Annotated in this window: 20 protein-coding genes and 6 pseudogenes; 10 read left to right on the top strand and 16 right to left on the bottom strand. The window is 69.4% G+C overall.

Going from position 1 to position 23,319, the window contains the following annotated elements; translation table 11 throughout:
* Positions 1 to 91 precede the first annotated feature (91 nt).
* From pflA to SLUN_RS35525, 4 genes and pseudogenes are all read right to left on the bottom strand, one after another.
* Positions 92 to 883 (bottom strand): pyruvate formate-lyase-activating protein, encoded by a 792-nt coding sequence (gene pflA / locus SLUN_RS35540; protein ID WP_175313090.1) that lies wholly within the window; start codon positions 881 to 883, stop codon positions 92 to 94.
* Positions 880 to 3,156, bottom strand: a complete 2,277-nt coding sequence (gene pflB, locus SLUN_RS35535; protein WP_108155117.1) for a formate C-acetyltransferase — start codon at positions 3,154 to 3,156, stop codon at positions 880 to 882. The genes pflA and pflB overlap by 4 nt, the downstream gene beginning before the upstream one ends.
* A 297-nt stretch (positions 3,157 to 3,453) precedes the next feature.
* Positions 3,454 to 4,332: a universal stress protein gene (locus tag SLUN_RS35530; protein ID WP_108154009.1), complete on the bottom strand. Its 879-nt coding sequence runs from the start codon at positions 4,330 to 4,332 to the stop codon at positions 3,454 to 3,456.
* Between the two features lie 312 nt (positions 4,333 to 4,644).
* Positions 4,645 to 5,700 (bottom strand): annotated as a pseudogene (locus SLUN_RS35525) (RNA-guided endonuclease InsQ/TnpB family protein); the annotation flags it as partial.
* A gap of 470 nt (positions 5,701 to 6,170) precedes the next feature.
* Here SLUN_RS35525 and SLUN_RS35520 point away from each other — a divergent pair.
* Complete coding sequence (locus SLUN_RS35520) at positions 6,171 to 6,629, top strand: CBS domain-containing protein (protein ID WP_108154008.1); 459 nt, start codon at positions 6,171 to 6,173, stop codon at positions 6,627 to 6,629.
* A gap of 126 nt (positions 6,630 to 6,755) precedes the next feature.
* Here SLUN_RS35520 and SLUN_RS42475 read toward each other — a convergent pair.
* Together SLUN_RS42475 and SLUN_RS35510 are read right to left on the bottom strand one after the other, a co-directional pair.
* Positions 6,756 to 7,034 (bottom strand): annotated as a pseudogene (locus SLUN_RS42475) (NAD(P)H-dependent oxidoreductase); the annotation flags it as partial.
* A 414-nt stretch (positions 7,035 to 7,448) separates the two neighbouring features.
* Complete coding sequence (locus SLUN_RS35510) at positions 7,449 to 8,048, bottom strand: TetR/AcrR family transcriptional regulator (protein ID WP_108154007.1); 600 nt, start codon at positions 8,046 to 8,048, stop codon at positions 7,449 to 7,451.
* 105 nt (positions 8,049 to 8,153) lie between these two features.
* Here SLUN_RS35510 and SLUN_RS35505 point away from each other — a divergent pair, with 105 nt between their 5' ends.
* From SLUN_RS35505 to SLUN_RS35495, 3 genes are all read left to right on the top strand, one after another.
* Positions 8,154 to 8,852, top strand: coding sequence for an NADPH-dependent F420 reductase (locus SLUN_RS35505; protein WP_108154006.1), 699 nt, complete (start codon positions 8,154 to 8,156; stop codon positions 8,850 to 8,852).
* 77 nt (positions 8,853 to 8,929) lie between these two features.
* Entirely contained in the window at positions 8,930 to 9,379 is a 450-nt protein-coding gene (locus SLUN_RS35500; protein WP_108154005.1) for a Rossmann-fold NAD(P)-binding domain-containing protein, read from the top strand.
* 133 nt (positions 9,380 to 9,512) lie between these two features.
* On the top strand, positions 9,513 to 10,106 hold the full coding sequence (locus tag SLUN_RS35495) for a TetR/AcrR family transcriptional regulator (protein WP_108154004.1): 594 nt from the start codon (positions 9,513 to 9,515) through the stop codon (positions 10,104 to 10,106).
* A 515-nt stretch (positions 10,107 to 10,621) separates the two neighbouring features.
* Here SLUN_RS35495 and SLUN_RS35490 read toward each other — a convergent pair.
* The 3 genes and pseudogenes from SLUN_RS35490 to SLUN_RS35480 form a co-directional block, all read right to left on the bottom strand.
* Positions 10,622 to 11,070 (bottom strand): annotated as a pseudogene (locus SLUN_RS35490) (flavodoxin domain-containing protein).
* Between the two features lie 13 nt (positions 11,071 to 11,083).
* Positions 11,084 to 11,815 (bottom strand): CBS domain-containing protein, encoded by a 732-nt coding sequence (locus tag SLUN_RS35485; RefSeq protein ID WP_108154003.1) that lies wholly within the window; start codon positions 11,813 to 11,815, stop codon positions 11,084 to 11,086.
* Between the two features lie 42 nt (positions 11,816 to 11,857).
* A pseudogene (locus SLUN_RS35480) lies at positions 11,858 to 12,070 on the bottom strand (acetate--CoA ligase family protein); the annotation flags it as partial.
* 723 nt (positions 12,071 to 12,793) lie between these two features.
* Between SLUN_RS35480 and SLUN_RS35475 the strand changes: the two are divergent.
* The 3 genes from SLUN_RS35475 (at position 12,794) to SLUN_RS35465 (ending at position 14,782) form a co-directional block, all read left to right on the top strand.
* Positions 12,794 to 13,060: an SHOCT domain-containing protein gene (locus SLUN_RS35475; protein ID WP_175314313.1), complete on the top strand. Its 267-nt coding sequence runs from the start codon at positions 12,794 to 12,796 to the stop codon at positions 13,058 to 13,060.
* Between the two features lie 156 nt (positions 13,061 to 13,216).
* Entirely contained in the window at positions 13,217 to 13,822 is a 606-nt protein-coding gene (locus SLUN_RS35470; RefSeq protein WP_254710336.1) for a CBS domain-containing protein, read from the top strand.
* Between the two features lie 54 nt (positions 13,823 to 13,876).
* Complete coding sequence (locus SLUN_RS35465) at positions 13,877 to 14,782, top strand: universal stress protein (protein ID WP_108154001.1); 906 nt, start codon at positions 13,877 to 13,879, stop codon at positions 14,780 to 14,782.
* Between the two features lie 48 nt (positions 14,783 to 14,830).
* Here SLUN_RS35465 and SLUN_RS35460 read toward each other — a convergent pair whose 3' ends face one another.
* The 7 genes and pseudogenes from SLUN_RS35460 to SLUN_RS35430 all read right to left on the bottom strand — a co-directional run bounded on the left by SLUN_RS35460 (position 14,831) and on the right by SLUN_RS35430 (position 20,656).
* Entirely contained in the window at positions 14,831 to 15,652 is an 822-nt protein-coding gene (locus SLUN_RS35460; RefSeq protein WP_159100407.1) for an ABC transporter permease subunit, read from the bottom strand.
* A complete protein-coding gene (locus SLUN_RS35455; protein ID WP_108153999.1) occupies positions 15,649 to 16,569 on the bottom strand; it encodes an ABC transporter ATP-binding protein in 921 nt (306 codons plus the stop codon). The genes SLUN_RS35460 and SLUN_RS35455 overlap by 4 nt, the downstream gene beginning before the upstream one ends.
* Before the next feature lie 73 nt (positions 16,570 to 16,642).
* Positions 16,643 to 17,113 (bottom strand): annotated as a pseudogene (locus tag SLUN_RS35450) (universal stress protein).
* Positions 17,114 to 17,301: 188 nt separating this feature from the next.
* Entirely contained in the window at positions 17,302 to 17,814 is a 513-nt protein-coding gene (locus tag SLUN_RS35445; protein WP_108153998.1) for a universal stress protein, read from the bottom strand.
* A gap of 85 nt (positions 17,815 to 17,899) precedes the next feature.
* Positions 17,900 to 18,271, bottom strand: a complete 372-nt coding sequence (locus tag SLUN_RS35440; RefSeq protein ID WP_257153857.1) for an OsmC family protein — start codon at positions 18,269 to 18,271, stop codon at positions 17,900 to 17,902.
* Between the two features lie 76 nt (positions 18,272 to 18,347).
* A complete protein-coding gene (locus SLUN_RS35435) occupies positions 18,348 to 19,523 on the bottom strand; it encodes a site-2 protease family protein (protein ID WP_175313949.1) in 1,176 nt (391 codons plus the stop codon).
* 257 nt (positions 19,524 to 19,780) lie between these two features.
* Positions 19,781 to 20,656 (bottom strand): universal stress protein, encoded by an 876-nt coding sequence (locus SLUN_RS35430; RefSeq protein ID WP_175313951.1) that lies wholly within the window; start codon positions 20,654 to 20,656, stop codon positions 19,781 to 19,783.
* Positions 20,657 to 21,032: 376 nt separating this feature from the next.
* Between SLUN_RS35430 and SLUN_RS35425 the strand changes: the two genes are divergently transcribed.
* The 3 genes and pseudogenes from SLUN_RS35425 (at position 21,033) to SLUN_RS35415 (ending at position 23,166) form a co-directional block, all read left to right on the top strand.
* A complete protein-coding gene (locus SLUN_RS35425) occupies positions 21,033 to 21,896 on the top strand; it encodes a pyridoxamine 5'-phosphate oxidase family protein (protein ID WP_108155114.1) in 864 nt (287 codons plus the stop codon).
* 303 nt (positions 21,897 to 22,199) lie between these two features.
* Entirely contained in the window at positions 22,200 to 22,664 is a 465-nt protein-coding gene (locus SLUN_RS35420; protein ID WP_108153995.1) for a Crp/Fnr family transcriptional regulator, read from the top strand.
* A gap of 21 nt (positions 22,665 to 22,685) precedes the next feature.
* Positions 22,686 to 23,166: pseudogene (locus tag SLUN_RS35415) on the top strand (CBS domain-containing protein).
* Positions 23,167 to 23,319 lie beyond the last annotated feature (153 nt).

Raw genomic sequence — 23,319 nt, 5'->3', positions numbered from 1 at the left:
CCACGCAGAGGCCCTTCGGGACTGCCGTCCGTGGCCCGGTCGCCGGACTGGACGGGACCTTCGGCCCTCCGCCGGCGACCGGGCCACGGGGTCAGTCCGCGCGCAGACCGTGGGCGCGGAACTGTCCCCGGACCCGCTCCACCAACTGCACATCCGGCGCGGGCGTGGCGCGCAAGGGGAAAGGGATGCCGAGGGCTTCGTACTTGGGGGCACCCAGCTTGTGGAAGGGCAGGACGTCAACGCGTTCCACACTGTCGAGCCCGGCGAGGAAGGCGGCCAAGCCGTCGACGGCCTCTTCGTCGTCGGTCCATCCCGGGACGAGTACGTAGCGGATCCACATGGGGACCCCGAGCCGGTTCAGGCGTGTGGCGAAGGAGAGTGTGGGGGCCAGCGCGCCGCCGGTGAGTCGGCGGTAGGTCCCGGCGTCGAAGGACTTGATGTCGAGCAGAACCAGGTCCGTGTCGGCGAGCAGGTCGTCCCCGGCCCGTGCGCCGAGGAGACCGGAGGTGTCCAGCGCGGTGTGCATGCCCAGCTCCTTGCACCGGCGCAGCACCTCACCGCTGAAGCGGGCCTGGAGCAGGGGCTCGCCTCCGCTGAGGGTCACTCCCCCGCCCGCGGCTGTGAGGAAGGCACGATGCTTACCGATCTCCGCCATCACCTCGTCGACCGTGGCCGGGCGGCCTTCGCGCAAGCGCCAGGTGTCAGGGTTCTGGCAGTACAGGCAGCGCAGCGGACAGCCGCTGGTGAACAGAACGAAGCGGGTTCCCGGGCCGTCCACGCCGGTGGACAGGTCCCATGAGTGGACCCGTCCCGTCAGCCCATCGGCGGCGGGACGGCCGCTCGCCGTCCCGCCTTCCGCGGGTGCTGTGTGTCCGGTGCTCATGTCGCGCCGTGGAACGTGCGGCTGATGACGTCGCGCTGCTGTTCGCTCGTGAGCCGTACGAAGTTGACGGCGTAGCCGGAGACGCGGATCGTCAGGTCCGGGTACTTCTCCGGGTGCTCCATGGCGTCTTCCAGGGTCGCCCGGTCCAGGACGTTCACGTTCATGTGGAAGCCGCCGCAGGCGATGTAGGCGTCCAGCAGTCCGACGAGGTTGCCGACGCGCTCGCCGGCGCTGCGGCCCAGGCCGTCCGGAGTGACCGTCGACGTGAGGGAGATGCCGTCGCGGGCCTCGTCGTAGGGGATCTTGGCGACCGAGAGGGCGGAGGCGGCCATGCCGTGACGATCCCGGCCGTTCATCGGGTTGGCGCCCGGTGCGAAGGGCTGTCCGGCGCGCCTGCCGTCGGGGGTGTTGCCGGTGTGCTTGCCGTAGACCACGTTGGAGGTGATGGTCAGCACCGACTGGGTGTGCTCGGCTTGCCGGTAGGTGGGGTGGCGGCGCACCTTGGCCATGAACGAGCGGACCAGTCTCACCGCGATGTCGTCGGCGCGGTCGTCGTTGTTGCCGTACGCCGGGTAGTCGCCCTCGACCTCGTAGTCCACGGCCAGCCCGGTGTCGTCCCGGATCACCTTCACCCGGGCGTACTTGACGGCCGAGAGGCTGTCGGCGGCGACGGACAGGCCGGCGATGCCGCAGGCCAGGGTCCGCTGCACCGGGTGGTCGTGCAGGGCCATCTCCAGGCGCTCGTAGGCATACTTGTCGTGCATGAAGTGGATGACGTTGAGGGCTCCCACGTAGGTCTCCGCCAGCCAGTCGAGCACGCGGTCGTAGGCGGCGGCCAGCTCGTCGTGGTCGAGATACTCGCCCATGAGCGGCGGCGACAGAGGGGCGACCTGCTCGCCCGTCATCTCGTCGCGCCCGCCGTTGATCGCGTACAGCAGCGCCTTGGCGAGGTTGACCCGTGCGCCGAAGAACTGCATCTGCCTGCCCACGGCCATGGCGGAGACGCAGCAGGCGATCGCCGTGTCGTCGCCGGTGCGCGGCCGCATCAGCTCGTCCGACTCGTACTGGATGGAGCTGGTGTCGATGGACACCTGGGCGCAGAACCGCTTGAACCCATCGGGCAGTTGGGGCGACCACAGCACCGTCAGGTTCGGTTCGGGGGCGGGGCCGAGGTTGTACAGGGTCTGCAGGAAACGGAAGGACGTCCGGGTGACCAGGGGCCGGCCGTCGGTGCCGATGCCGCCGATGGACTCGGTCACCCATGTGGGATCGCCCGAGAACAGCTCGTCGTACTCGGGCGTGCGCAGGAACCGCACGATGCGCAGCTTGATGACGAAGTCGTCGATCAGCTCCTGGGCACGGGTCTCGTCGATGCGTCCCGACGCGAGGTCGCGCTCCAGGTAGACGTCGAGGAAGGTGGAGACGCGGCCGAGTGACATGGCGGCGCCGTTCTGTTCCTTCACCGCGGCCAGGTACCCCAAGTAGAGCCACTGGACTGCCTCGTGGGCGGTCGTGGCGGGGCGTGAGACATCGCAGCCGTAACCGGCGGCCATCTGCTTGAGCTCGTCCAGGGCCCGTATCTGCTCGGCGATCTCCTCGCGGTCCCGGATGACCGGTTCCGTAGAGGGCAGAGCGTCGAGTCCGGTGCGTTCGGCATACTTGGCCTCGATCAGACGGTCCACGCCGTACAGCGCCACCCGCCGGTAGTCGCCGATGATCCGGCCGCGGCCGTACGCGTCGGGCAGGCCGGTGATGATGCCTGCCTTGCGGGCCGACCGCATCTGGGTCGTGTACGCGTCGAAGACGCCCTCGTTGTGGGTCTTGCGGTACGTACCGAAGACGCGCGTGACGAACGGATCCGGCTCGTAGCCGTAGGCACGCAGGCTGCTCTGCACCATCCGCAGGCCGCCGTTCGGCATGATCGCGCGCTTGAGCGGGGCGTCGGTCTGGAGGCCGACGATGAGCTCGTCGTCCTGGTCGATGTAGCCCGGGGCGTGCGAGGTGATGGTGGCCGGGGTGGCAGTGTCCACGTCCAGAACCCCCTTGCGACGCTCCTCCGGGAACAGCGCCGAGACCTTCCCCCACACTCGGTATGTTCGGTCGGTCGGGCCGGTGAGGAAGCCGCCGTCCCCCGGGAACGGGGTGTAGTTGGCCTGGATGAAGTCGCGTACGTCGATCCGCTCACGCCAGTGCTGCCCCTCGAAGCCGTGCCAGGCCCGTTCGAGCCCGGCGCCCTCGGCCTGTGCCACCACGGGCTGTGCCACCACGGTCATCGCTGCCTCCGAACATTCGGCGTGGCGCCCACGGCCGGATCCGGCGACGCCCTCCCGGTCGATGCTCGCCACTCCTGAAGTCACGGCACAGAGCCCTCCGGAGCCCGGCGCACTGCCGTCCGGCCCTGCCGGATCCGTGGAGACGGGGCCCTTGGTCCCGTCAGCCAGGGACCTGTGGCCGCCGCGTAATACTGCCGGAGCAAGTTGCCTGCCTGCCCACGCTTGATCCTTTGGAGCACCAGCACGCGTGGCGTCGCTGCCCAGAAGGCGGGCAGCGGCGCCGGTCGGACGCGTCGGTCAGTCGTGCGGCACCACAGCGACCGGGGCGGCGCAGTGATGCAGGACGGAATGCGTCACGGGCCCGGTGTGCGTACCGATCGAGGACGTGCGGTTGCGGCGTCCGACCACCACGAGACGGGCACCGCGCGCTGCGGCCAGCAGGTCGGAGGCGGGACGGCCCAGGCGGCATTCCTCGGTGACCCGCACTTCAGGGAACTTGTTCCGCCACGGCAGGAGCACCGCAGCCAGGGCGTCCGTCTTCGCCGCCTCCAGGTCGCCCTTGAGCACGACGGCCGCCGCTGCCGCATCCGAACCCCAAACCAGCGGGAAGTTCCAGCTGTGCACCACGCGCAACCCGGCCCTGTGCCGGTCGGCATGGGCGAAGGCGAACTCCAGCAGCTCATCACACGGATGGGAGATGTCGACTCCGAGGACGACGTCGCCGTTCACCGCCCCGGGCGCACCGGCCGACACCTGCGGCTCCTGGTCCCGGACCAGTACGACGGGGTGGCGGGTACGGGCGACGACGGCCAGGGACACCGACCCGACGACGAAGCCAGCGATCGCGCCGAGCCCTCGGGACCCGAGGACCAGCAGATCGGCCTCGTTCGCCGCCTCACAGAGAACCGCAGCCGGCTCCCCGCACCTCATCGCCGTCTCCACCTTGAGCCCGGGATGGTGCCTGTGTACCCACTCCGCGGCCTTGCGCGGTGTGCGCTCGGCCCAATGGCGGCGCGTGTCCGGACCGATGAGCGGCGTGTGCACGTCCGGCTCGAGGTCCCAGGCATGGACGAGTCGAAGCGGCAGGCCGCGCGCGAGCGCCTCCCGCGCGGCCCAGTCGACGGCCGCCATGCTTTCTCGGGAACCGTCGAGACCGACGGTGACGGTGCGGGACATCTGGGGACCTCCGAGTCCGAGAACGTCGTGATGCCGCCACAGTGGCGGGCGCCGACACGGAGCAGGAGGGGCCACAGGTCCTCGCAGAGGGCCCAAGGGACCCGCGCGAGCCGGAAGCACGGCGGAAGCAGCGGACCGGCGCCGTGGTCCGCGAGTGCCTGTCGGCGTGCTGGGGCGCTACTTCCGGAGCCCTACCACGGTTGCGCCGTGGCCCTCTTGGATGACGGCAGCAGCCCGCGACGGGTGGGTGGGTGCACTTACAACCTCGGTGTGACTCCTCCCCGTCCTGGAGGACGGGGCTTCTCGCTGTGCCTGGTTGGCGTTGCGACGGACCAGCCCGGCCCGTAGAACGTTGAGTGCCCCGACCTTGTCGGCATGCGCCTGGTGGCCGCAGCTGACGCAGTGGAACTTTTCCTGTATGGGCCGGTTCTCCTTCGCGGTGTGCCCGCATTCGGGGCAGGTGCGGGAGGTGTTGCGGGGGTCCACGGCCATCACTTCCCGCCCGGCACTCTCGGCCTTTGCTTTCAGGATCGCGAGGAACACCCCCCATCCGGCGTCAGCGATTGAACGGTTGAGTCCCGCTTTGGCCGCTGCCCCGTTGGGCAGGAAGCTGCCGGGCGTCTCGGGGTCGGGCTTCGGTGCGGGGGCCTTGCTCATGTTGCGGATCTTGAGGTCTTCGTGCGCGATGAAGTCGTGCTCACGGACCAGGCCGAGCGCGGTCTTGTGTGCGTGGTCGAGCCGTTGGCGTCGCACCTTGCCGTGCAGGGTCGCGACCTTCTCCACGGCCCGCTGGTGGTTGCGGGTGCGGTCCTTGGCCTTGCGGCGTGGGAACCGGAACAGTGCCTGCTGGGCTGCTTCGAGCTTGGCGGCGGCCTTGCGGGCGTGGTGCGGGTTGGGGACATGTACGCCGTTTGAATCGGTGAGGAACGAGGCTATGCCCAGGTCGATGCCGACCACGCTGCCGGTCTTGGGCAGCGGTTCGGGCTGGTTGTGCTCGGAGGTCAGCACGACGAACCACTTACGGCCCTCGCGCTTGACGCTGACGGTCTTGACCTTGCCGACCACCGTGCGGTGCTGATTGACCTTGACGTGCCCGACGCCCTGGAAACGCACTCGGGTGACTGAGTCGTGAGGGGTGGAGTCCCAGCGGCAGCCGTCGCCGTCCTTGGGAAAGTCCACCGTGTCGAACCAGTTCACGCCACGAAAGCGCGGGTATCCGGGCGTGTCCCCGGCCTTGATCCGCCGGAAGAACGCTGCGAACGACTTGTCCAGCCGGCGAAGCGTCGCCTGCTGCGAGCTCAACGACCAGCGGCCTTGGCGCTCGGGGTCGAACGCCCGGATGTCCTTCAGCTGCCCGGACTGCACGCCGCGGCGAGGACATCGCGTGAACGTGCCGTCGTTGAGTTCTTCGTCCGTTGCTTCGTGGGGTCCAGTTTGCGCACTGCGTGCACGTCGTGACGCGGGATGGACCGGGGGTCTTGCGGCCGGGTGGCCGTCCTGGGCCAGGGCGGGAGGTCGACAGACCGCAATGGAGTAAAGGGAGTCGGAGGCGGGATCGGAGCGACCACAGGGCCGGGTGTCCGACCCCTGGCAGCATCGGCCTCTGGGGTGCCCGGCCGACCAGCGCCGAGGCTGAAAGGCAGCAGCATCTGCGACTCGGGTCCCATTGCTGTTGGCCTGGACGGATCGCCCGAGAACTTGGCTGCCGCTGGCTGGGCAGCCAAGCTCAGCGCCGCCGGCTGCCGCTCCAGGTGGTGCACTCCTGGAGGAGCAGGCAGCCTGAGGTGCGTGAGTCACCAGCTTTGCTCTCCCAAGGGCTGTGAATCAGGAGTCGGCCGATGAAGATCTCCGATGCGATGAGCTCGCCGGCAGTGGCCGTCCCGACGCGGACGCCACTGGGAGAGGTGGCCCGGCAGATGGACGAGTACGGGGTGGGTTCCGTGGTGGTCACGGAGGGCGGGACGCTGCGCGGCATCGTCACCGACCGCGACCTCGCGGTGCGCGCCCTGGCCAGGGGCCTGGACCCAGACGAGCGGGTGGATACGGTGATGTCCTCGAATGTGGTCACGGTGGACGCGAGCGATGACATCCACAAGGCGTACCGGGCTTTCCGCAGGTCCGGGATACGCCGACTGCCCGTGTTGGACGGACACCGTGTCGTGGGCGTCCTGACGGTGGACGACCTGTTCCTGGATGTCTTCGAGCGGCTGGCCGACCTGCTGGGCCCGGTTGCGTGGAGCATTCTCGAGGAGCCGCCCGGGCCGCCCTCCACGCAGAGGCCCTTGGGCGAGGCCTGAGGCCGCAGGCCACATCAGGTGGGGCGGCGGGCCAATGCCGTGTGCCTGCCGCCCCTGGGGATCGTGCCGTGCCCTTTCAGACCTGGGCGGGGATGTCGCCGCTGGTGAGGAGATGGTGCCCAACATGAGGCCGTAAAGCTTGAGGGCGCCAAGGTAGTCGACCTGGCACAGTTCGATGCTGCGCACAACAGGGAGCAGCAGTTCGTCGACAGTGGCGCGGTTGAGTCCGTCGGGGCTGTATCTGTCGGGGCTGCTGCCCACGGTGACCGCGAGCAGGACCCGCTTTCCGCGCATCTCGGACGGCGAGCCGTCGAAGGTGAAGCCCATGGACAGGACGGTGTCCATCCACTGCTTCAGCAGCGGGGTGATCCCGTACCACTGGAAGGGGGGACTGCAGCACGACACGGTCGTGCTCGCGGATGAGCTGCCGGTCGCGCTCGGCGTCGAAGCGGAAATTCAGGTAGGCGGCTTAGAGGTCGTGGACGGTGACATTGTCCAGGTCCTTGACGGCTTCGATCATCGCGGCGTTGGCACGCGAACCGGCCAGGTTGGGGTGGGCCAGGACGATCAGGGTGCGCGGTGCACTCATGGCGCTTCTCACCGGGGACGTGATGGTGCGTGCTGTGCGTCGCGGCGACTCAATATCAAAACCAAGTGGATCGGTATTTGTAACTCCATGGCACCAGCGAGCCATTTCCCCCGATGGGCGTGGCGCGCGTCACAGTCCGCGAGGTAAGCCGTGATGGTGAGTCCGTGAGAACCGGATCCACGCCCATCCCTGCCCACACCTCGCGTACGGCCGGGCCGCCAGCGCGGCAGCTACGGGCATACAGGCAGGGCGAGTACGCCGGCCACGGTGCGTTCGGCCCAACCTTCGGCCGTGGTACGTCCGGCGAGGTGGTCGGCGTAGGAGGCGCCGAGCAGGGCGGAGGTCACCGCGTCCGGATCTGCGCCGGAGGCGAGCACACCCTGCACGCAAGCCCGGTCCAGGAGTCGACGCATCGCGTCGCGGCGGGGCTGAACAGCGCACTCACGGAAGAGCTGCAGCAGCTCAGGGGTGTGGGCCTCTTCAGCCAGGCAGGTGCCGATCAGGGCCATTCCAGGCGTTCGGGTGAGGGTGGCGGCGAAGTCGGCGAGCTGGGCGACGAGGTCGGCGCGCACATCCCCGGTCTCCGGCGGCGCGGAGGAGGGACGCAGGGTCTTCAGCGCGGCGGCGGCCAGCTCGGTCTTGGTCCTGAAACGCAGATGGATGGTGGCCTTGCTGACCCCGGCAGCCCGCGCGACGCCGTCCAGGGGCATGCGGGTGAAGCCTCGCTCGGACAGGAGCATCAGCGCCGCGTCCAGGATCACGGCCTCCTTGGCCGGGCAGCGCGGCCGCCCTGCGGCACCGTGGCAGCGATCCGCGTGTGTCTTCCCCATGCCAACAGCATAGGCGTTTGAAATACCGAGCCACTCGGTTTAGATTTAGGAAGACGCCAGACGGACTCCGTCGAGACGTCGAACTTCCCCCGAAAGGTCCCCCTCATGCGTTACGCAGTCCTCGGCACCGGCGTCGTCGGTCGGACGATCGCCGCCAAGCTGGCGTCTCTCGGTCACGAGGTCGTCATCGGCACCCGCGACCCCAAGGCCACCCTCGCCCGCACCGAGCCGGACGGCTACGGCAACCCGCCGTTCTCCAACTGGCTGGCGGGAAACGAGCAGGTCCGCCTGGAGACCTTCGCCGACGCGGCGGCCTGGGGCGAGAGCGTTGTGAACACCACCGCCGGTGTCGGCACCCTGCAGGCCCTGGACGCCGCGGGCGCCGCGAACCTGGCAAGCAAGATCCTCATCGATATCGCCAACCCGCTGGACTTCTCCCACGGTATGCCCCCGTCGCTGACCCCGGTCAACACCGACAGCCTCGGCGAGCAGATCCAGCGCGCCTTCCCCGAGGTGAAGGTCGTCAAGACGCTCAACACCATGAACTGCCAGATCATGGTCGAGCCGGCCCGGGTCGCCGGCGAGCACACCGTGTTCGTCTCCGGCGACGACACTGATGCGAAGAAGGCCGTCACCGGGCTGCTGGTCTCCTTCGGCTGGCCCGAGACTGCCGTCATCGACCTGGGCACCATCGAGACCGCCCGCAGCACCGAGATGCTGCTGCCGATCTGGCTGCGCCTGTGGGACACGCTCGGCCACGCCGACTTCAACTTCCACATCGCGGGCGCCCCCAGCGGCGCCTGACCCCCCGCCCACCCCGCCCCGTACGAACGACGAAAGCCCCCGCCTATGCGTGCCCGAGCACGCCGAACTTCATCCGCATGCACCACGAGGTCGCCGAGAACGCGCTGAACCAGGCGGGCGTGCCCGCCACGTTCCTGCGCCCGTCCGGCTTCGCGTACAACATCCTGCAGTGGACCGGTGCACTGCGCTCCGAGGGCGACGTGCGGGCCCCGTTCGCCGACACCGCGCTGCCGCTGATCCACACCCGCGACATCGCGGAGGCAGCCGCCGTCGTACTGACCGAGCCCAGCCACGAGGGCAAGGCGTACCTCCTCACCGGCCCTGAGGCGCTGACCCCTGCCCAGCAGACCGGCATCGTCGCCGACGCCCTCGGCCTGACAGCCACGTACGAGGAACTGAGCGTGGAGGAGGCGGGCGGAGCCCTGCGCGACCTGGGACACCTGCCGGAAATGCTCGTACCCTCCGTACTGGAGGTGCTCGGCCCGACGCCGCCGCGCTGCCCGTCTCGGCCGCCGTCGAGGAGCTGACCGGCCACCCGGCCCGCACCTTCCGTGAGTGGGTCCAGGACAACACCGACAAGTTCTGACCATTACCTCACCCTTCGTAGTCCAGGAATCCGCACCGAACCACTCGGTACGGATTTCTGCCTATCCTGTCCGGATGGGTGAAACGGAGACCAAGGGTGCAGGGCGGCCACGATCGGCCGAGAAGGACGCCGCCATCCTCCAGGCGGCCCTGGAACTGCTGGCCTCGCACGGCTACACCCGGATGAGCCTCAGCCAGGTCGCCGCCGCCGCACAGGTCAGCAAGTCCACCATCCACCTGCGCTGGAAGACCAAGGCCGACCTCCTCACCGCCGCGCTGGCGGCCCTGCGCATGGCCGAAGCCCCACCCGCGAGCAGAGACACCCGAGCCGACCTGATCACGATCCTCAAGGACTTCGCCGCCACCGTGGAGCGCGTACGCGGAATGGCACTCATCGGCACATGCCTCGCCGAGGAAGCCCATACCCCCGAACTCCTCGCCCTGCTGCGCGAACGCACCGTGCTCCCCCGGCGTACCCTGCTGCGCCAGGTCCTCGAACAGGCCCGCGACCGCGGCGAGATCCGCCCCGGCGCCGATCTCGAAGCGGCCGTTTCCGCACTCCTCGGCCCGTTCTACGCCGACTACATGGCCGGCCGCGGCGGCCGCATGGGCTGGGCCGAAGACGCCGTGGACCTCGCCCTGGCCGGCCTGCGCCCAACGGATACGTAGACGTCGGCAGCGCGGCCAAACCAATGGCCGGGAGCATGCTCCCACAAGAAGCCTGAAAACGGTCTGGGCGTGAGCACACCCTGCAGCCAGTGCTGTGAGGTGCGATCGAGTGAGAACCACGACTCGGGGCCGATGGGCGCGGGCTCGCCATCGCTTCCACCCGCTGTCCCTGGCCCGCGGGCCGCAGAGGCGGTCACAGACGCATTGTGCGGCGCAGAGCCCGGGTGAGTTCTCGCCCTTGGCCTCACCTTCGGCCTGGTCGGCGCGGAGTGCGTCTTGGACGCAGTGCCGCACGTGGTCGTCGAGCAGGGCTGAGCGCAACCCACCCCCGAGAGCGGCGCCGCGCTCTGCGTTACGCAGCCCGCAGCTGCTGCCCTGCTGTCGGCGGGCGCGGAGGCTGAGCTTCTGGCCCTGGGCAGCCAGGGGTTCAGCGGCGGCGCCCGCACCTTTTGCCCTCGTTCCGAGGAGCCCTGGCGATGAATCAGTTGCAGGTCGGGCACTCAGCGCGCGACCTGCTACACCTCCAGTTCCTTGGCGATGCTCGCGGCCTGCTTGAGGAGCGACCGGGCGATCCAGCCCCGCGCTCCCTCCTCCAGGCAACCGCCGAAGGTGAAGTGTCCGCGGGCATCCAGCCGGCCCGCGGCACGGGCCACCCCCTTCACTGGCGGGATGTCCCGCTCGCTCGCGGATGCGTCCAGCGGTCCGCTGCTGACCAACCGCACCGGGCGACCGGCCAGAGCCCGTTGATGCCGGCGGGCGAAGCGGAGGGCGCCTTGTGCCATCGGCCCGCATACAGCGCGCCGCCGAGCACCACGGCGTCGTACCCGGCCGGTTTGAGGACCTCCCGGGCGGGACGGACCTCGGCCTGCAGGCCCTGCTCGCGCAGGGCTTCGGCGATGATCTCGGCGATCCGGGCCGTAGACCCGCTCTTCGTGGCGTACGCGACGAGCACACTGGTTGTCACATCGTTCCCCTCCTCACAGCTTGCGCAGCCAGCCTTCGGTGACACCGTGCAGGGACTGCTCGGTAGGTTGCAGATGCGAGTCGTCGAGGCGGTAGGTCAGTTCGTCGACCACCGCGACCACACCGTCGATCCGACTCGTCAGATTCAACGCGATGGGCTTCTCGCTGGCGCGTTCCACCTCGCCCTTCAGGGTGACCACGCCCTCATGCACACTGACCGCGATGGTCTGGGGCACGAGCCACAGGGCGCCCATGACCACCTCGTCCATCACCTCGCGGCGAATGTCCCCGTCCCGGCGCAGGAAGACCTGCAGCAGGTCGCGGCGCGTGACGATGCCGACGAGACGGTCCTCTTCGTCGACCACGGGCAGCCGCTCGATGCGGTGCTGTGCCATAGTCCGGGCGGCGGCCGCGATCGACTCGTCGGCATGCACGGTGATGGCCGGAGCGGACATCAGCAGGCCTGCGGTGCGGGCCTGTGCCTTGGCGGCGGCACGGCGACCGGACCTGGTCAGCCGCGACAGCCAACGGCTGCGTTCACGGGCGCCCGGCTCCGCTGTTTCCGCCTGCCGGAGCATGAGGTCGGTCTCGGAGATGACGCCGATGACCTTCTCGTCGTCGTCGACGACCGGCAGCCCACTGATGCGGTTTGCGGCGAGCAGCCTCGCGATCTCCTTGAACCCGGTGCCGTACTGGGCGTTGACGACGCCGTCCGCCATCACGGTGCCGACCTTCGTGTGCTTCATTCTCGTTTCCTCCTTCTCTACTCCGCCTTGCGGACGGAGCACTCAGCGCAGCCGGCGCAGGTACGGGTCGGGGGCGCGCCGTGGCAGCAGCCGGACGCGGACGTCAAGGGCGCTGACGCCGCCGGGCCGGGCCACGACGGGGTTGAGGTCGGTCTCCGCCAGCTGCGGCAGATCACAGGCCATGCGGGACAACCTCAGCAGGAGCTGCTCCAGCCCCTCGATGTCGACGGGGCGGCCACTGCGGTAGCCGAAGAGCCTCGTCCCGGTCGTCCGGCCCTGCCCGCCGTATCCGCACGGTCGAACCGTCGGTCAGAAGCGCGTGCACCTGCGGCTGAGTCTCGGTCATGGCTGTGCCTCCTCGTAACCGATGCCGTGACCAGCGTCGGGTTCTGGCATCACGGCTCCCAGGGGCTACCCGGGGCAGCAAAGAGGGCCGACCGGCCTTCGGCCACCGTCCGGCCGGCCCGGCAGCGGCTCGCCCAGCCTCGCCCTCCGTGGCATCCCGCCTGCCGCATCGGTCGCACCAACGAGCGAGCGTTGGGCCACATGTCCCCCAGCAGGGCCGAACGCCCCTACGTGTGAAGGTGTCCGCTGTGCGACGGTGCTGTCAGGGAACTCGTATCGAGAAGGCCCTTGAAAGTGGTGGACACGATGGAGCTGCCCCTCGTCGTGGGCGTCGACGGATCGGAGTCCAGCCTCCGCGGCAGCGTTTCCGCAGTTCAGGCGCCTGGATGCCCCTTGGGAGTCAGCGAAAGGTCAGCATCGGACCTTGAAGGTTCCCTCGGATCCTCGTGTCACGCCACGCTTCCCCCGCTCGTCGGCCTCCGCCCCCCCGGTAGGGGCTGACCGGCCCAACAGCCCGGGACCAGTGGACTCTGCACCCACCGACCAACATCCGGCGACGATGGCAGTGACGCATGAGCCAAGCCGGACAGCGCGTCCGCACCCGCAGTCCGGGCGACCGAGGATGTGATCATGATGATGTTCTGGTTCAACCACGACGTCAGCGGCTGGGGCTGGTTCGCGATGTCGGCCAGCATGATCCTGTTCTGGGTACTGATCATCACCGTTGCCGTTCTGCTCTTCCGCGCCCTGGGCCAGACTCCCGAGCACACCCACAGCCCGAACGTGCCGTCACCGGAGCAGGTGCTTGCCGAGCGATTCGCCCGCGGCGAGATCGACGAGGAGGAGTACCGCCGGCGCCTGGCCACGCTGCACGCCTCCGGTCCACTCAACAAGCCTTGACCCTCTGCCCGCAGGCCGCAGCCCGCTTGGCAGGGGCCGATCGGGCGGGCCGAGGTCCGAACGGCTCTCCAGTCGTTCCCGGTCGGCCCTATGCGTCGTACGGCTCGTGACGGATACTCATGACAAAGAATCGCAAACCACTGCGAAAGGTCGGTCATGAAGCATCTGCGAACTGTTGGTGACGTGATGACCCACGCCGTGATCGCGGTTGGCCCCGATGCGCCGATCAGGGAAATGGTCGAGAGCATGCGGCAGTGGCGGATCAGCGCCCTGCCCGTTCTCATGGGCGACGGTCGCGTCGCGGGCGTGGTCTCCGAGGCCGATCTGCTGGTGAAGGCGCAGGGGGACGACACGTCAGGGGCGGTGACGGCACGTCAGCTGATGACCGCTCCGGCAATGACGGTGTCGGCTGACGCCACGGTCGCCGGAGCCGCTCGGCTGATGGCGCGCGGGCATCTCAAGCGGCTCCCCGTCGTCGACGGCGAGGGTCACCTCGTGGGTGTCGTCAGCCGTGGCGATCTGCTGAAGATCTATCTCCGTCCCGACGCCGACATCGCGGAGGAGGTACGGAGCGAGCTGGTCGCGCAGCTGGTCCCGGTCGCCTCAGGGACGGTACACGTGCATGTCGAGGACGGGCTCGTCACTCTGACCGGCACGGTTTCCGATACCTCACTTCCGGACGTGCTCGCCCGGGCCGCCCGGGCAGTGCCGGGCGTGGTGAACGTGGAGGCGGACATCGATGTGGATATGCCGGTGCACTGAGCGGAGCGCGGACCCGTTCGGGTCCGCACGGGCCGGCCAAAGGAGGCCCCGACCATGACGGGAACCGTCACCGCGGGCCTGGACGGCTCGCCGCAAAGCATCGCCGCGGCCCATTGGGCGGCACGTGAGGCCGCGTTGCGCCGAGACCGCCTGCACCTCGTCCATGCGGACGATTGGCCCACGACGGCTGTGGTCCGCCTGGTCAGCCCGGATGAGCAGCGCCGATGGTCCGACACCCTCCTGAGCCGCACCTCCGACGAACTGCGCAAGCGCCATCCGGGCCTGGAGGTCACCACAGGCCGGCTGCCGGGGCGGCCCGCAGCCTCCCTGCCCGCCGAGGCTTCGAAGGCGGAGATGCTGGTGATCGGTTCACGCCGGCTGACGGGTATGCCGGGCTCTCTCATCGGTTCCGTCAGTATGGCAACGATCAGTGCCACCGAACGGCCCGTGGTACTCGTCAGGGCCACCAGTTCGAAGGGCAAGGGGGAGACCGGTCCGGGCACCGGCGACGAGCCGGTCGAGGGCACGGGCCCGTACCGGGACGTGGTAGTCGGCGTGGACATCGATCACTCCTGCGACGGGCTCCTTGCCTTCGCCTTTGACGAGGCCGCACAGCGCGGGTGCACCCTGCAGGTCGTCCACGCCTGGAGCCTGCCTCTCGGCTTCAGCTACGCACCGGCCCTCGATCCGGGGATCCAATCGGACGTGGAACGGCGGGTGGCGCAGACGCTCAGCGACCTGCTGCTTCCATGGCGGGAGGAGTTCCCGTCGGTGAACGTCGTCGAGAAGGCCGTCGTCGGCCCGGTCGCGCAGCACGTGCTGTATGCGGCCGCCCTCGCGGATCTGGTGGTCGTCGGCCGCCGTATTCGGCGCAGTCCCGTGGGTGCGCACATCGGCCACGTAGCCCATGCGGTGATGCACCACGCCGACGCACCCGTCGCCGTCGTCGCCCATCGTTGACAGTGCGTGGCGGCACTCGTCGGCGCCCGGGCGCTCTCAAGCCTCTGGCTACGGTGCGAGGTCCCGACGCGCGAGCAGCACGAACGCCGCGGTCAGTCCGGCCAGACCGGCACCTGCCAGTACGCCGAACGAGACCCACGGGACCGTGCCGTCGGCAAGCGCGTCACCCGGTGTGTAGTAGTGGAACGGGCTGACGAAGCGCAATTGCGCTGCCCTGGACCAGGCCAGCGCGACGAAGTTCACGGCGAATCCCACGGATCCGAGGGCTATCGTCGCCCCGACCACCTGACCTCTCCTTCGACCCAATGCCGAGACGGCGAGCGCGAAACCGGTCAGGCAGAGGGCGAAACCGCAGCCGAGCAGCCCTGCGGAGAAGACACCAGTGATCGGCACCTCGCGGTGCAGGCGCGGTGAGAGCAGAACTCCGGCGGCCATGGTGCCCGTGGCCGCCGCGTTGAGCAGCACGGAGGCGATGACGAGGGCGGCCGTCCGCTCGGCCAGCAGCCGTGCCCGGGAGACGGGCCGGACCATCAGAAGTTCGATCGTCCCGGACTCCACGTCCGCAGCCACCGCGGCGGCTGCGAGCGAGCCGATCACCGTGAGCTGCATGGCAATCCAGAAAGGGTGGACCAGTCCGGCGCCCAGCAGTCCGGGGTAACTGGCGATCGACACATCGCCGGTGGAACCGCTGAAAGCCTTGAACGCACCCGGCGGCGTTCCTCCCTGCCCGCCGAACAGCTGCGTGGGCGGAATCGTGTTGGCGATCACCACGATGAGGGTTTCGAAGACGACCATCCCGAGGGCCAGCGCCGCCAGCATCCGACGGCGGCGGTGCAGCGCCAGCCACAACAGCGCAAAGCGGCTCCTCACGGCTGGTCCTCGGCATCAGGATGGCGGTAGAAGTCGAGGAAGGCCTCGTCCAGGCCCGCTTCCTCGACCGTCAGGTCTCCGACCGGCAGTGTGAGCAGGTCGCGAAGGGCGCCCACCACCTGATCGGGCGGTACGAGCAGTTCGACCTGTTCGCCCTCCCATTTCGGCGCCCACTCTTCGGCCGCACCGAGCGGGCGCCGCCCCTGGCCGTCGGTGAAGGTGAGCCGGACCTTTCTGGCGCGGGCATCGCGCAGGGCCGCCACTCTGCGTACGGTCACCAGGCGCCCGTCCCGGACAATCGCCACCCGCTCGCAGGTGCGCTGCACCTCGGGCAGCACATGGCTGGAGAGCAGAACGGTGCGTCCCGCCGCCACGGCCTCCGCCAACAGTTCGAAGAACGTCTCCTGAACCAACGGGTCCAGGCCTTCGGTCGGCTCGTCGAGCACCACCAGCTCGGGGTCGTGCTGCAAGGCCTGGACGAGTCCCAGCTTCTGCTTCATCCCACGCGAGTACTCCAGGACTCGGCGCCCGAGGACGGCGTCGGACAGCGCGAGCCGCTCGCACAGTTCCGCGCAGCGCGGGACCGCCGCCCCCTGCAGGTCGGCCAGCAGCTCAAGCGTTTGCCTGCCTGTCAACTCCGGGTACAGCCGCAGCTCACCGGGCAGATAACCAAGTGCCGGCGTCAGCCGGAGGTGGTCGGCTATGGGATCCAGGCCCAGCACACGGACCCGCCCGGAGGTCGGCCGCAGGAGCCCGACGAGGCAGCGGATGGTCGTCGTCTTGCCCGCCCCATTGGGGCCGAGAAATCCGAACACCTCGCCCCTGTTCACGGTGATGTCCAGCCGCTCGACGCCGATGGTCTTCCCGTACCGTTTCGTCAGGGCATTGAGTTCGATCGCCGGTGTCGCGCGCTGCACCGTCCCGCCTCCCTCTTGTCGGCGAAGGCGCCGTTCGCCGTCCCCCTGCCGAGCAGGACGCAGGCAACGTGGCTCAGGCGGCCTCGGTCGGGTCCACTCCGGCCTTGCTGTCCAGCCGGACGATGACCACCGGACACGTCGCGTGCAGAGCACATTGCTGGCTCACAGAACCCAGGAGTGCACGGACGAATCCACCCGGCCCCGGCTTCCAACCACCAGAACCTCAGCCCCCTCCGCCGCGGCCAGCAGCACCTCCGTCGGATTACCCCGCACGAAACGCTCCCGCACCTCCACGGACGGCGCGTCCCCGACCACGCTTCACAGCTCTCCGACGAACCGGGAATGCGCGACCTCCTCGTCGAGACCGGCGTCCACCACCGGAGCCGACCAGCCGTGCGTCCCCGGAAGCTCCCACGCACTACACCGCCTCCACAACGCCCCCGATGAGACCGGCGTGCCTCATCGCCCACCGCAGAGCCGACTGCGACGACGGCGAACCATCGACACCCACCACAACCCGGCCCGCCGATGCTTTGCTCTCCATGGCCTGTCGCCTCTCTCGCTGTGCCCCCGTAGTCCACGCTGCCCGCCCTCAGCGAAGCCCGCCACGCGAGGACCGGCCCCGGCACCCGCCCCGCAGACCCGCAGGGTGGCGTGCTCAGTCGAACACGCCGGAGGTGGCTCACGCCCTGGGCCGAACGTCCCCCGGTATGGGCCGACCGGGTCAGACGCTCAGGCCTGTTCCAGCCGCACTGCCGAGTCCTCGCCGAGCGGGACCGGGCATGCCGTGAGCTCGGACGGCGACTCGGGCACTGTGACCACCGGGCACTTGGCGCACCGGACACAATCCCGTGCCACCGAGCCGAGGGCGGGCAGGGTGATGTCCACACGCGGCCCGCGGCCCAGGGCCAGCAGCAGAGCGTGACGGGCGTGGCGCAGCAGTACCGGGACGGGCGACCCCTGGTCCAGCAGGGTGCGGACCTGTGCTTCCGGGTCCAGTTCGAGAAGGCGGGACACCATGCCGTGGAGCCTCTCTGCCGCACGCCGGCGGTCCTGCTCGGGCGTGGGCAGCTCGGCAGCAGGCGCGTACGGTGCGCGACGCGCGCCCGTCGGCAGCCAGGCGTGAACCGCGACCACATGAGTCCGCAACAACCTGGCCTGAGCGGCCGACCAGCGCAGCGCGGCGAGCGAGGCAGCCGAGCCGTCGACGCCCACAATCAGGCACTCGTACGTCGATTGATTCATGCCTGCACCCTCGTCCTGTCCTGTCGAGTGCGGCGGCGAGGCCAGGGGATCGATCGCCCCGCCCTGGACAGTTGTCCGGCCGACATCAACCGACACCCACGCTGACTTCGGGAGGGACACGCAGCGAGTTGTGCACCGTGCAGTGATCGACAACAGCAAGCAGGCTCCTGCGCCGCACCGTGCCGATCTCTTCGGGGAGTTCGATCCTCATGCGCACGGCCGAAACCCGCGCCGGGCGGTCATCGGCCATGTCGAACTCCGCCCGCACCCGCAGGCTCTCGTTCGGCAGGTGTTGGCGCTCCAGAAAACGTCCTGCGTAATAAGCGGCACACGAAGCGAGCGAGGAGACGAACAGCTCCACGGGGGTGGGCCCTTCGTCGGAGCCTCCCGCGTCGACCGGCTGGTCGACGGTCAGTTCGTGATCGCGCACAAACACTGCGTACGACTGGCCGGACACGTGCGTGACATCGATACGTCCCTGGGGTGCTGCCGCCCCCGAACGCAGAGCCGCACCGCCGCCGGCTCTGGCTTGGTCATCCATCACCGTGCCTCCCTTGCTTGGCAGTTGTGACTGGCCCTGAACGTGTCGCCGTCGTCAGCCACGAAACCGCGCGAGTGATGTCCGACAGAGCGACGATGCCGACGAGATGTCCGTCGTCCAGCACCAGGGCGCGCCGCTCGGCACTCGACTCGAGACGCGGCAGAAGGTCCATGACGGCTTCACCGGGCTCCGCCGTCGCCACATCGGTCAATGGGCACATGACGCCTGCCACGGCGGTGGCGCAGCGCGCCTCCACAGGCACGCGGTTGATCCTTGCGACCGTCATCAGACCGACCGGCGTCCCGTCGTGCGACACGACCGGAAGCGTCGAATGGCGATAGCGGCCGAACGGCGTGGTGCTCAAGAGATGTTCGACCGTGTCCGTGGCCGCGACGGTGACGGGGTCAGGTGTCATCACCTGCCGCACCGCCAACCCGGCCAGCGCGCCCCGCAGCTGTGCCTCCCGCACCTCCGCCGTCGCGGCGGCGATGAGGAACCAGCCGATGAGAGCCGACCACAGGCCACCGAGATCCCCGGTGACCAGGACCGATGCAAAGCCGGCGAACAGCATGAACCAGCCCAGCGCCCGCCCTGCGTTCGCGGCGCTGAGCGCTGCCCGCACCCGGTCGCCGCTGCGCCACCACAGGAACGCGCGCAGCACTCGACCGCCGTCCAGTGGCGCTGCGGGAACAGCGTTGAACACTGCCAGCACGAAATTGATGGCAGCCAGCCAGGCCATGGCCTCGACCACGAGCCCCGGCACGGCCAGGATCTCCAGCCAGACCGCGACTCCTGTGAACAGCACCCCTGCCGCAGCGCTGACGAGCGGTCCCACGCCCGCGATACGCAGTTCCGCACCCGGGTCCTTCGCCTCGCCGCGCAGCCGTGCGACTCCGCCCAGCATCCACAGCGTGATGCCTTCGACCTCGATACCGTTGCGACGCGCGACAACGGCGTGTGCGAGCTCATGTGCCAGCAGCGACACAAGGAAGACGATCGCCGTGACGATCCCAAGTCCCCAGTAGACCCAGGCCGATTCGCCCGCGTGCGCAGAGGGGAACCGCCCTCGTGCGAGAGTCAGCGCGACGAGGACGACGATGGCCAGCACACTCCAGTGGAGCCCGACGCGTATTCCCGCGATCCGGCCCAGCGGAAGCGTCTCCTTCACGATTCCCGCCTTCTGGCGCGCGATCGGGACCGGATTCCCCAACGGGGGTCACCGACCGAGCCCCTTGCTCCGTTGTCTTCGCCGCCATCCTGGTGCCCCGAGCAGCGGCGGGATCAGGGCCACACGGTCCACACCTGGGGACGGCAGGCCCTGATGTCGGTCCGCAGGCCTGGAGATGACGCGACGGAGTGGAGCCCCGCTACGGCTGCGGCTGCTCGGCGGCACTTCGACACGTCCTGTCGTGAGGCGGCACGCCATCACACCAGCTGCGGCACGACAGCCACGGGGCAGTCTGCGTGGTGCAGCACGGCATGCGCCACCCGGCCGAGCTGGAGACCGAAATGGCCCTGGCGCCGCTGTGCGCCGACGACGAGCAGATCCGCGGCGGCCGAGCGCTGCACCAGCACCGTGTGGGCCGGGCCCTCGACGGCGGTCCGGTGCACTTGCACGGCCGGATTGTCGCGTACGAGTTCTCCGAGCGCCTCCTCCAGCAGCGTCGCGGCCTGCTCCTCGTGATAGCGGGCAGGATCGCCGGCGAGCAGCGGATGGTCCGTCGTCTCGTGCGCGGGGCGGCGCCAGGCACGGACCGCATCGACGGTGCAGCCGCGGGTTTCGGCCTCGCGCAGGGCGAACGTGACCGCCGCCCGTCCCCCGGGGGTGTCGGCTACGCCGAGGAGGATCCGCCCGTGCGTGCTCCCGAGCGCCGCCTTGTCGCCGCGCACAACGATGACCGGGCAGTGCGCCCGGGCCGCCACGGCCAGACCGACCGAGCCCAGCAGCAGTCCCCTCAACTCCCCACGGCCGCGCGATCCCGTGACCACCGCCGAGGCATTACGGCTCTCGCGCAGCAGCACCGTCGCCGCGTCGTCGGTCAGTACCGCGGCCGAGACCTTCACATCCGGGTTGCGTCGGCCGGCACGTTCGGCGGCCGATCCGACGGTGTTCTCCGCGAGGACCCGCTCATCGGGACGGCCGAGGCTCCCGGCAAGTGCGACGCCTTCGTAGTGCTCCCATTTGGAGGCGTACACCAGCCGCAGTGGCACTCCATGACGCGCTGCCTCGTCCACCGACCAGTCGAGTGCCTGGAGGCTGGACTCCGATCCGTCAACTCCCACGACCAGGGGCAGCTCCATCGTGCCCACCGCCTTCCGTCCGGCTGAGGGGAGAGGTTCCCCTTGTCACCGTCGCACCCCGGGCGGAGCCCCCGGCAGGGGCGGTTCGGCCCTGGTACTGGCTCTTCGGCCCAACGCCGCCGCGCACCATCGCACCCCGGATGTCTCGGCACGGCCCGCCGGGCGAAGCGGCGCTGCCGAGGCGGGGCCGCCCGCCGCATCATCGCGTCAGCTCAGTCCGGTTCCATCGGATGAGCCGTCCGGCCCCCATTTGGTGCCGATCGGGCCGAGACCGGCCCGTACGGCCCCCCGGACTCGGACTTCTCGACCCATGCGCCAGGACACCGCGCGTGGCACGTTGGGGGTACAGCGACGCTTCGCAGGAGCGGTGATGATCATGCGAGCTCACCTTGGCGATCAACTCGTCGTCGAAAGCCCGAACACCGGCGCCACCAGGCGCAACGGTGAAATCGTCGGGCTCCACCACGCGGACGGAACGCCTCCGTACGACGTGCGCTGGTCGGACACGGACGAAGTGACGCTCGTGTTCCCCGGGCCGGACGCGCACATCCATCACATCGAGCACGGGCCCGGCGAAACACCGTCCCATGAAACGCAATACCCCAGCGACATCGGTCGGCGCATCGCCCACGAACGCGCGCGGCAAGGGCTGACCCGGACAGAAACAGCGCGGCGCGCCAGAATGGCGCCGCAGTACCTGGCGTACCTCGAAGAGCGCCCGGCAGACCCCAGCCTGGCGAGCCTTATCCGGCTGGCCGACGCGCTGGGGACCACCGCAGCCGCCCTGCGCGGCGGCGGCATCGATCTACCGCCCGGCCGGGGTCAGGCGCTCCCGCACCCTCGGCTTCGAGACCTCGAAGGCGATGAATGCCGCGCCCTGCTTTCCACGCATGGCGTGGGCCGCGTCGCCGTATCGACGCCCGATGGCCCGGCGGTCATCCCTGTGAACTACGAGGTCGTCGATGACGCGATCGTCTTCCGTGCCGCACCTGGATCCGCCCCGGCGGCCGCCATGGGAACGGACGTGGCATTCGGGGTCGACCACATGGACGAGGCGATGAGCCAGGGCTGGAGCGTGCTCGCAGTCGGCCCTGCGCGGGCTGTTACGGAGCCCGACGCGGTGCGACGGCTGGCCGATCGCGCGCACACCAGGCCGTGGGCAGGGGGCAAACGCGAGCAGTGGATCTCGATCCAGCCCAAGCGCCTCACGGGACGGAGTATCTGTCCGTCGGATCAGTGAGCGTCCTCGAGACTGCACCGGGGCAGCGAGGAGACGAGTCGAGCGACGGCGGCCCCGGATGCGGCCCCCCCCGGATTGCCATGTGGGCCGAAAGCATCACCGCCTACCTGACCGCGATACCAAAGCGGGGCGGAACTGGGCCTGTCGGGCCGCAGACTGGGCCGCCCGGCCCTTCCCCGGCGCCGGTCGGGTGACTGACGCTGAGCACAGATAGCGGCCCCGCGGGCGAACCGGCGAGTGCGGCCCGGACGGCTCACCCGTCATCACCGAGGAAAGCCGCGCGCTCGAAACGGAGGCCCAGCAATGAGTACCCCCTCCCCCATCCGTATGACCGCTGTTCTGGCCCCCGAGCACCGTGCCCGGCTGCTGGGCACCACCCGGGACGTCAAATTCCCTGAAGGAACCCGCATATTCGAGGAAGGCCGCCCCGCCGACCGGTTCTGGATCATCCAGTCCGGCACTGTCACTCTCGACATCCAGGTTCCGGGACGGAGCCCGGCGGTGATCGAGAACTTGGGCTTCGGTGAACTCGTGGGCTGGTCCTGGCTGTTCCCGCCGTATGTGTGGCAGTTCGGCGCCGAGGCCATGACGCCAGTACGCGCCCAGGAGTTCGACGCGTCAACGGTGCGGATGATGATGGATGCCGACCCTGCCTTCGGCTCCGCGATCGGAAACTGGGTCGGCCGGGTGCTTGCTCACCGGCTGCGTGCCGCCCGTATCCGCCTGCTCGATCTGTACGCGCCTCACGGCAGCGGCATGACTCTGTGACCAACGCCCGGGAGGCCCGCCATGCCCGATTCTCCGCACACAGTGAGCGATGTCATGACCCACACCGCAGTCGCGGTGGGGCGCCATGCCACCTATAAGGAGATCGTGGAGCTGATGGAGCAGTGGAAGGTCAGTGCCTTGCCGGTGCTGGAGGGCGAGGGCCGTGTGATCGGCGTGGTCTCGGAGGCCGATCTGCTCCCCAAGGAGGAGTACCGGTTCGACGACCCCGCACAGGCGGACCGGCCGCTGTCCGACGTGGCAAAAGCGAGGGCCGTTCCTCAGGCCCGACGAGGCCATCGCCGACGAGATCCGTCGTACCGTCATCAAACACCTGCCATCCGCGGCAGAGGTGGAGGTCTCCGTCACGGACGGCGTGGTCACCCTTCACGGCAACCTCCGGGACCGGGCGCTGGTCTCCCCGCTCGCCCGGGCCGCCCGTGCGGTCGAAGGCGTCGTGGACATCCGCCTGAGCCTCAACGACCAGGCACCGTCAGCGCCCTGAACAGCACGCAGCACCAGATCGGCCGACTGTCTTGCCACCTCGGTGCCTCGCCGCCCCATGGCGACGCCGATGTCCGCCTGTCGTAGTGCGGGTCCGTCGTTGACGCCGTCACCGGTCATCGCCGTCACGTCCCCGCGGTCGCGCCAGGCTTCG

It is taken from the genome of Streptomyces lunaelactis (genome assembly GCF_003054555.1).
GTDB lineage: Bacteria > Actinomycetota > Actinomycetes > Streptomycetales > Streptomycetaceae > Streptomyces > Streptomyces lunaelactis.
The sequence above is the reverse complement of the archived record's forward strand: the minus strand, read 5'-3'. Positions and strand labels throughout refer to the sequence as shown.

Bases quoted from the DNA above. Each gene is read 5' to 3' on its own strand.
- pflA (WP_175313090.1), bottom strand. From the start codon at position 883: ATGAGCACCGGACACACAGCACCCGCGGAAGGCGGGACGGCGAGCGGC.
- pflB (WP_108155117.1), bottom strand. From the start codon at position 3,156: ATGACCGTGGTGGCACAGCCCGTGGTGGCACAGGCCGAGGGCGCCGGG.
- SLUN_RS35530 (WP_108154009.1), bottom strand. From the start codon at position 4,332: ATGTCCCGCACCGTCACCGTCGGTCTCGACGGTTCCCGAGAAAGCATG.
- SLUN_RS35520 (WP_108154008.1), top strand. From the start codon at position 6,171: ATGAAGATCTCCGATGCGATGAGCTCGCCGGCAGTGGCCGTCCCGACG.
- SLUN_RS35510 (WP_108154007.1), bottom strand. From the start codon at position 8,048: ATGGGGAAGACACACGCGGATCGCTGCCACGGTGCCGCAGGGCGGCCG.
- SLUN_RS35505 (WP_108154006.1), top strand. From the start codon at position 8,154: ATGCGTTACGCAGTCCTCGGCACCGGCGTCGTCGGTCGGACGATCGCC.
- SLUN_RS35500 (WP_108154005.1), top strand. From the start codon at position 8,930: ATGCACCACGAGGTCGCCGAGAACGCGCTGAACCAGGCGGGCGTGCCC.
- SLUN_RS35495 (WP_108154004.1), top strand. From the start codon at position 9,513: ATGGGTGAAACGGAGACCAAGGGTGCAGGGCGGCCACGATCGGCCGAG.
- SLUN_RS35485 (WP_108154003.1), bottom strand. From the start codon at position 11,815: ATGAAGCACACGAAGGTCGGCACCGTGATGGCGGACGGCGTCGTCAAC.
- SLUN_RS35475 (WP_175314313.1), top strand. From the start codon at position 12,794: ATGATGTTCTGGTTCAACCACGACGTCAGCGGCTGGGGCTGGTTCGCG.
- SLUN_RS35470 (WP_254710336.1), top strand. From the start codon at position 13,217: ATGAAGCATCTGCGAACTGTTGGTGACGTGATGACCCACGCCGTGATC.
- SLUN_RS35465 (WP_108154001.1), top strand. From the start codon at position 13,877: ATGACGGGAACCGTCACCGCGGGCCTGGACGGCTCGCCGCAAAGCATC.
- SLUN_RS35445 (WP_108153998.1), bottom strand. From the start codon at position 17,814: ATGAATCAATCGACGTACGAGTGCCTGATTGTGGGCGTCGACGGCTCG.
- SLUN_RS35430 (WP_175313951.1), bottom strand. From the start codon at position 20,656: ATGGAGCTGCCCCTGGTCGTGGGAGTTGACGGATCGGAGTCCAGCCTC.
- SLUN_RS35425 (WP_108155114.1), top strand. From the start codon at position 21,033: ATGCGAGCTCACCTTGGCGATCAACTCGTCGTCGAAAGCCCGAACACC.
- SLUN_RS35420 (WP_108153995.1), top strand. From the start codon at position 22,200: ATGAGTACCCCCTCCCCCATCCGTATGACCGCTGTTCTGGCCCCCGAG.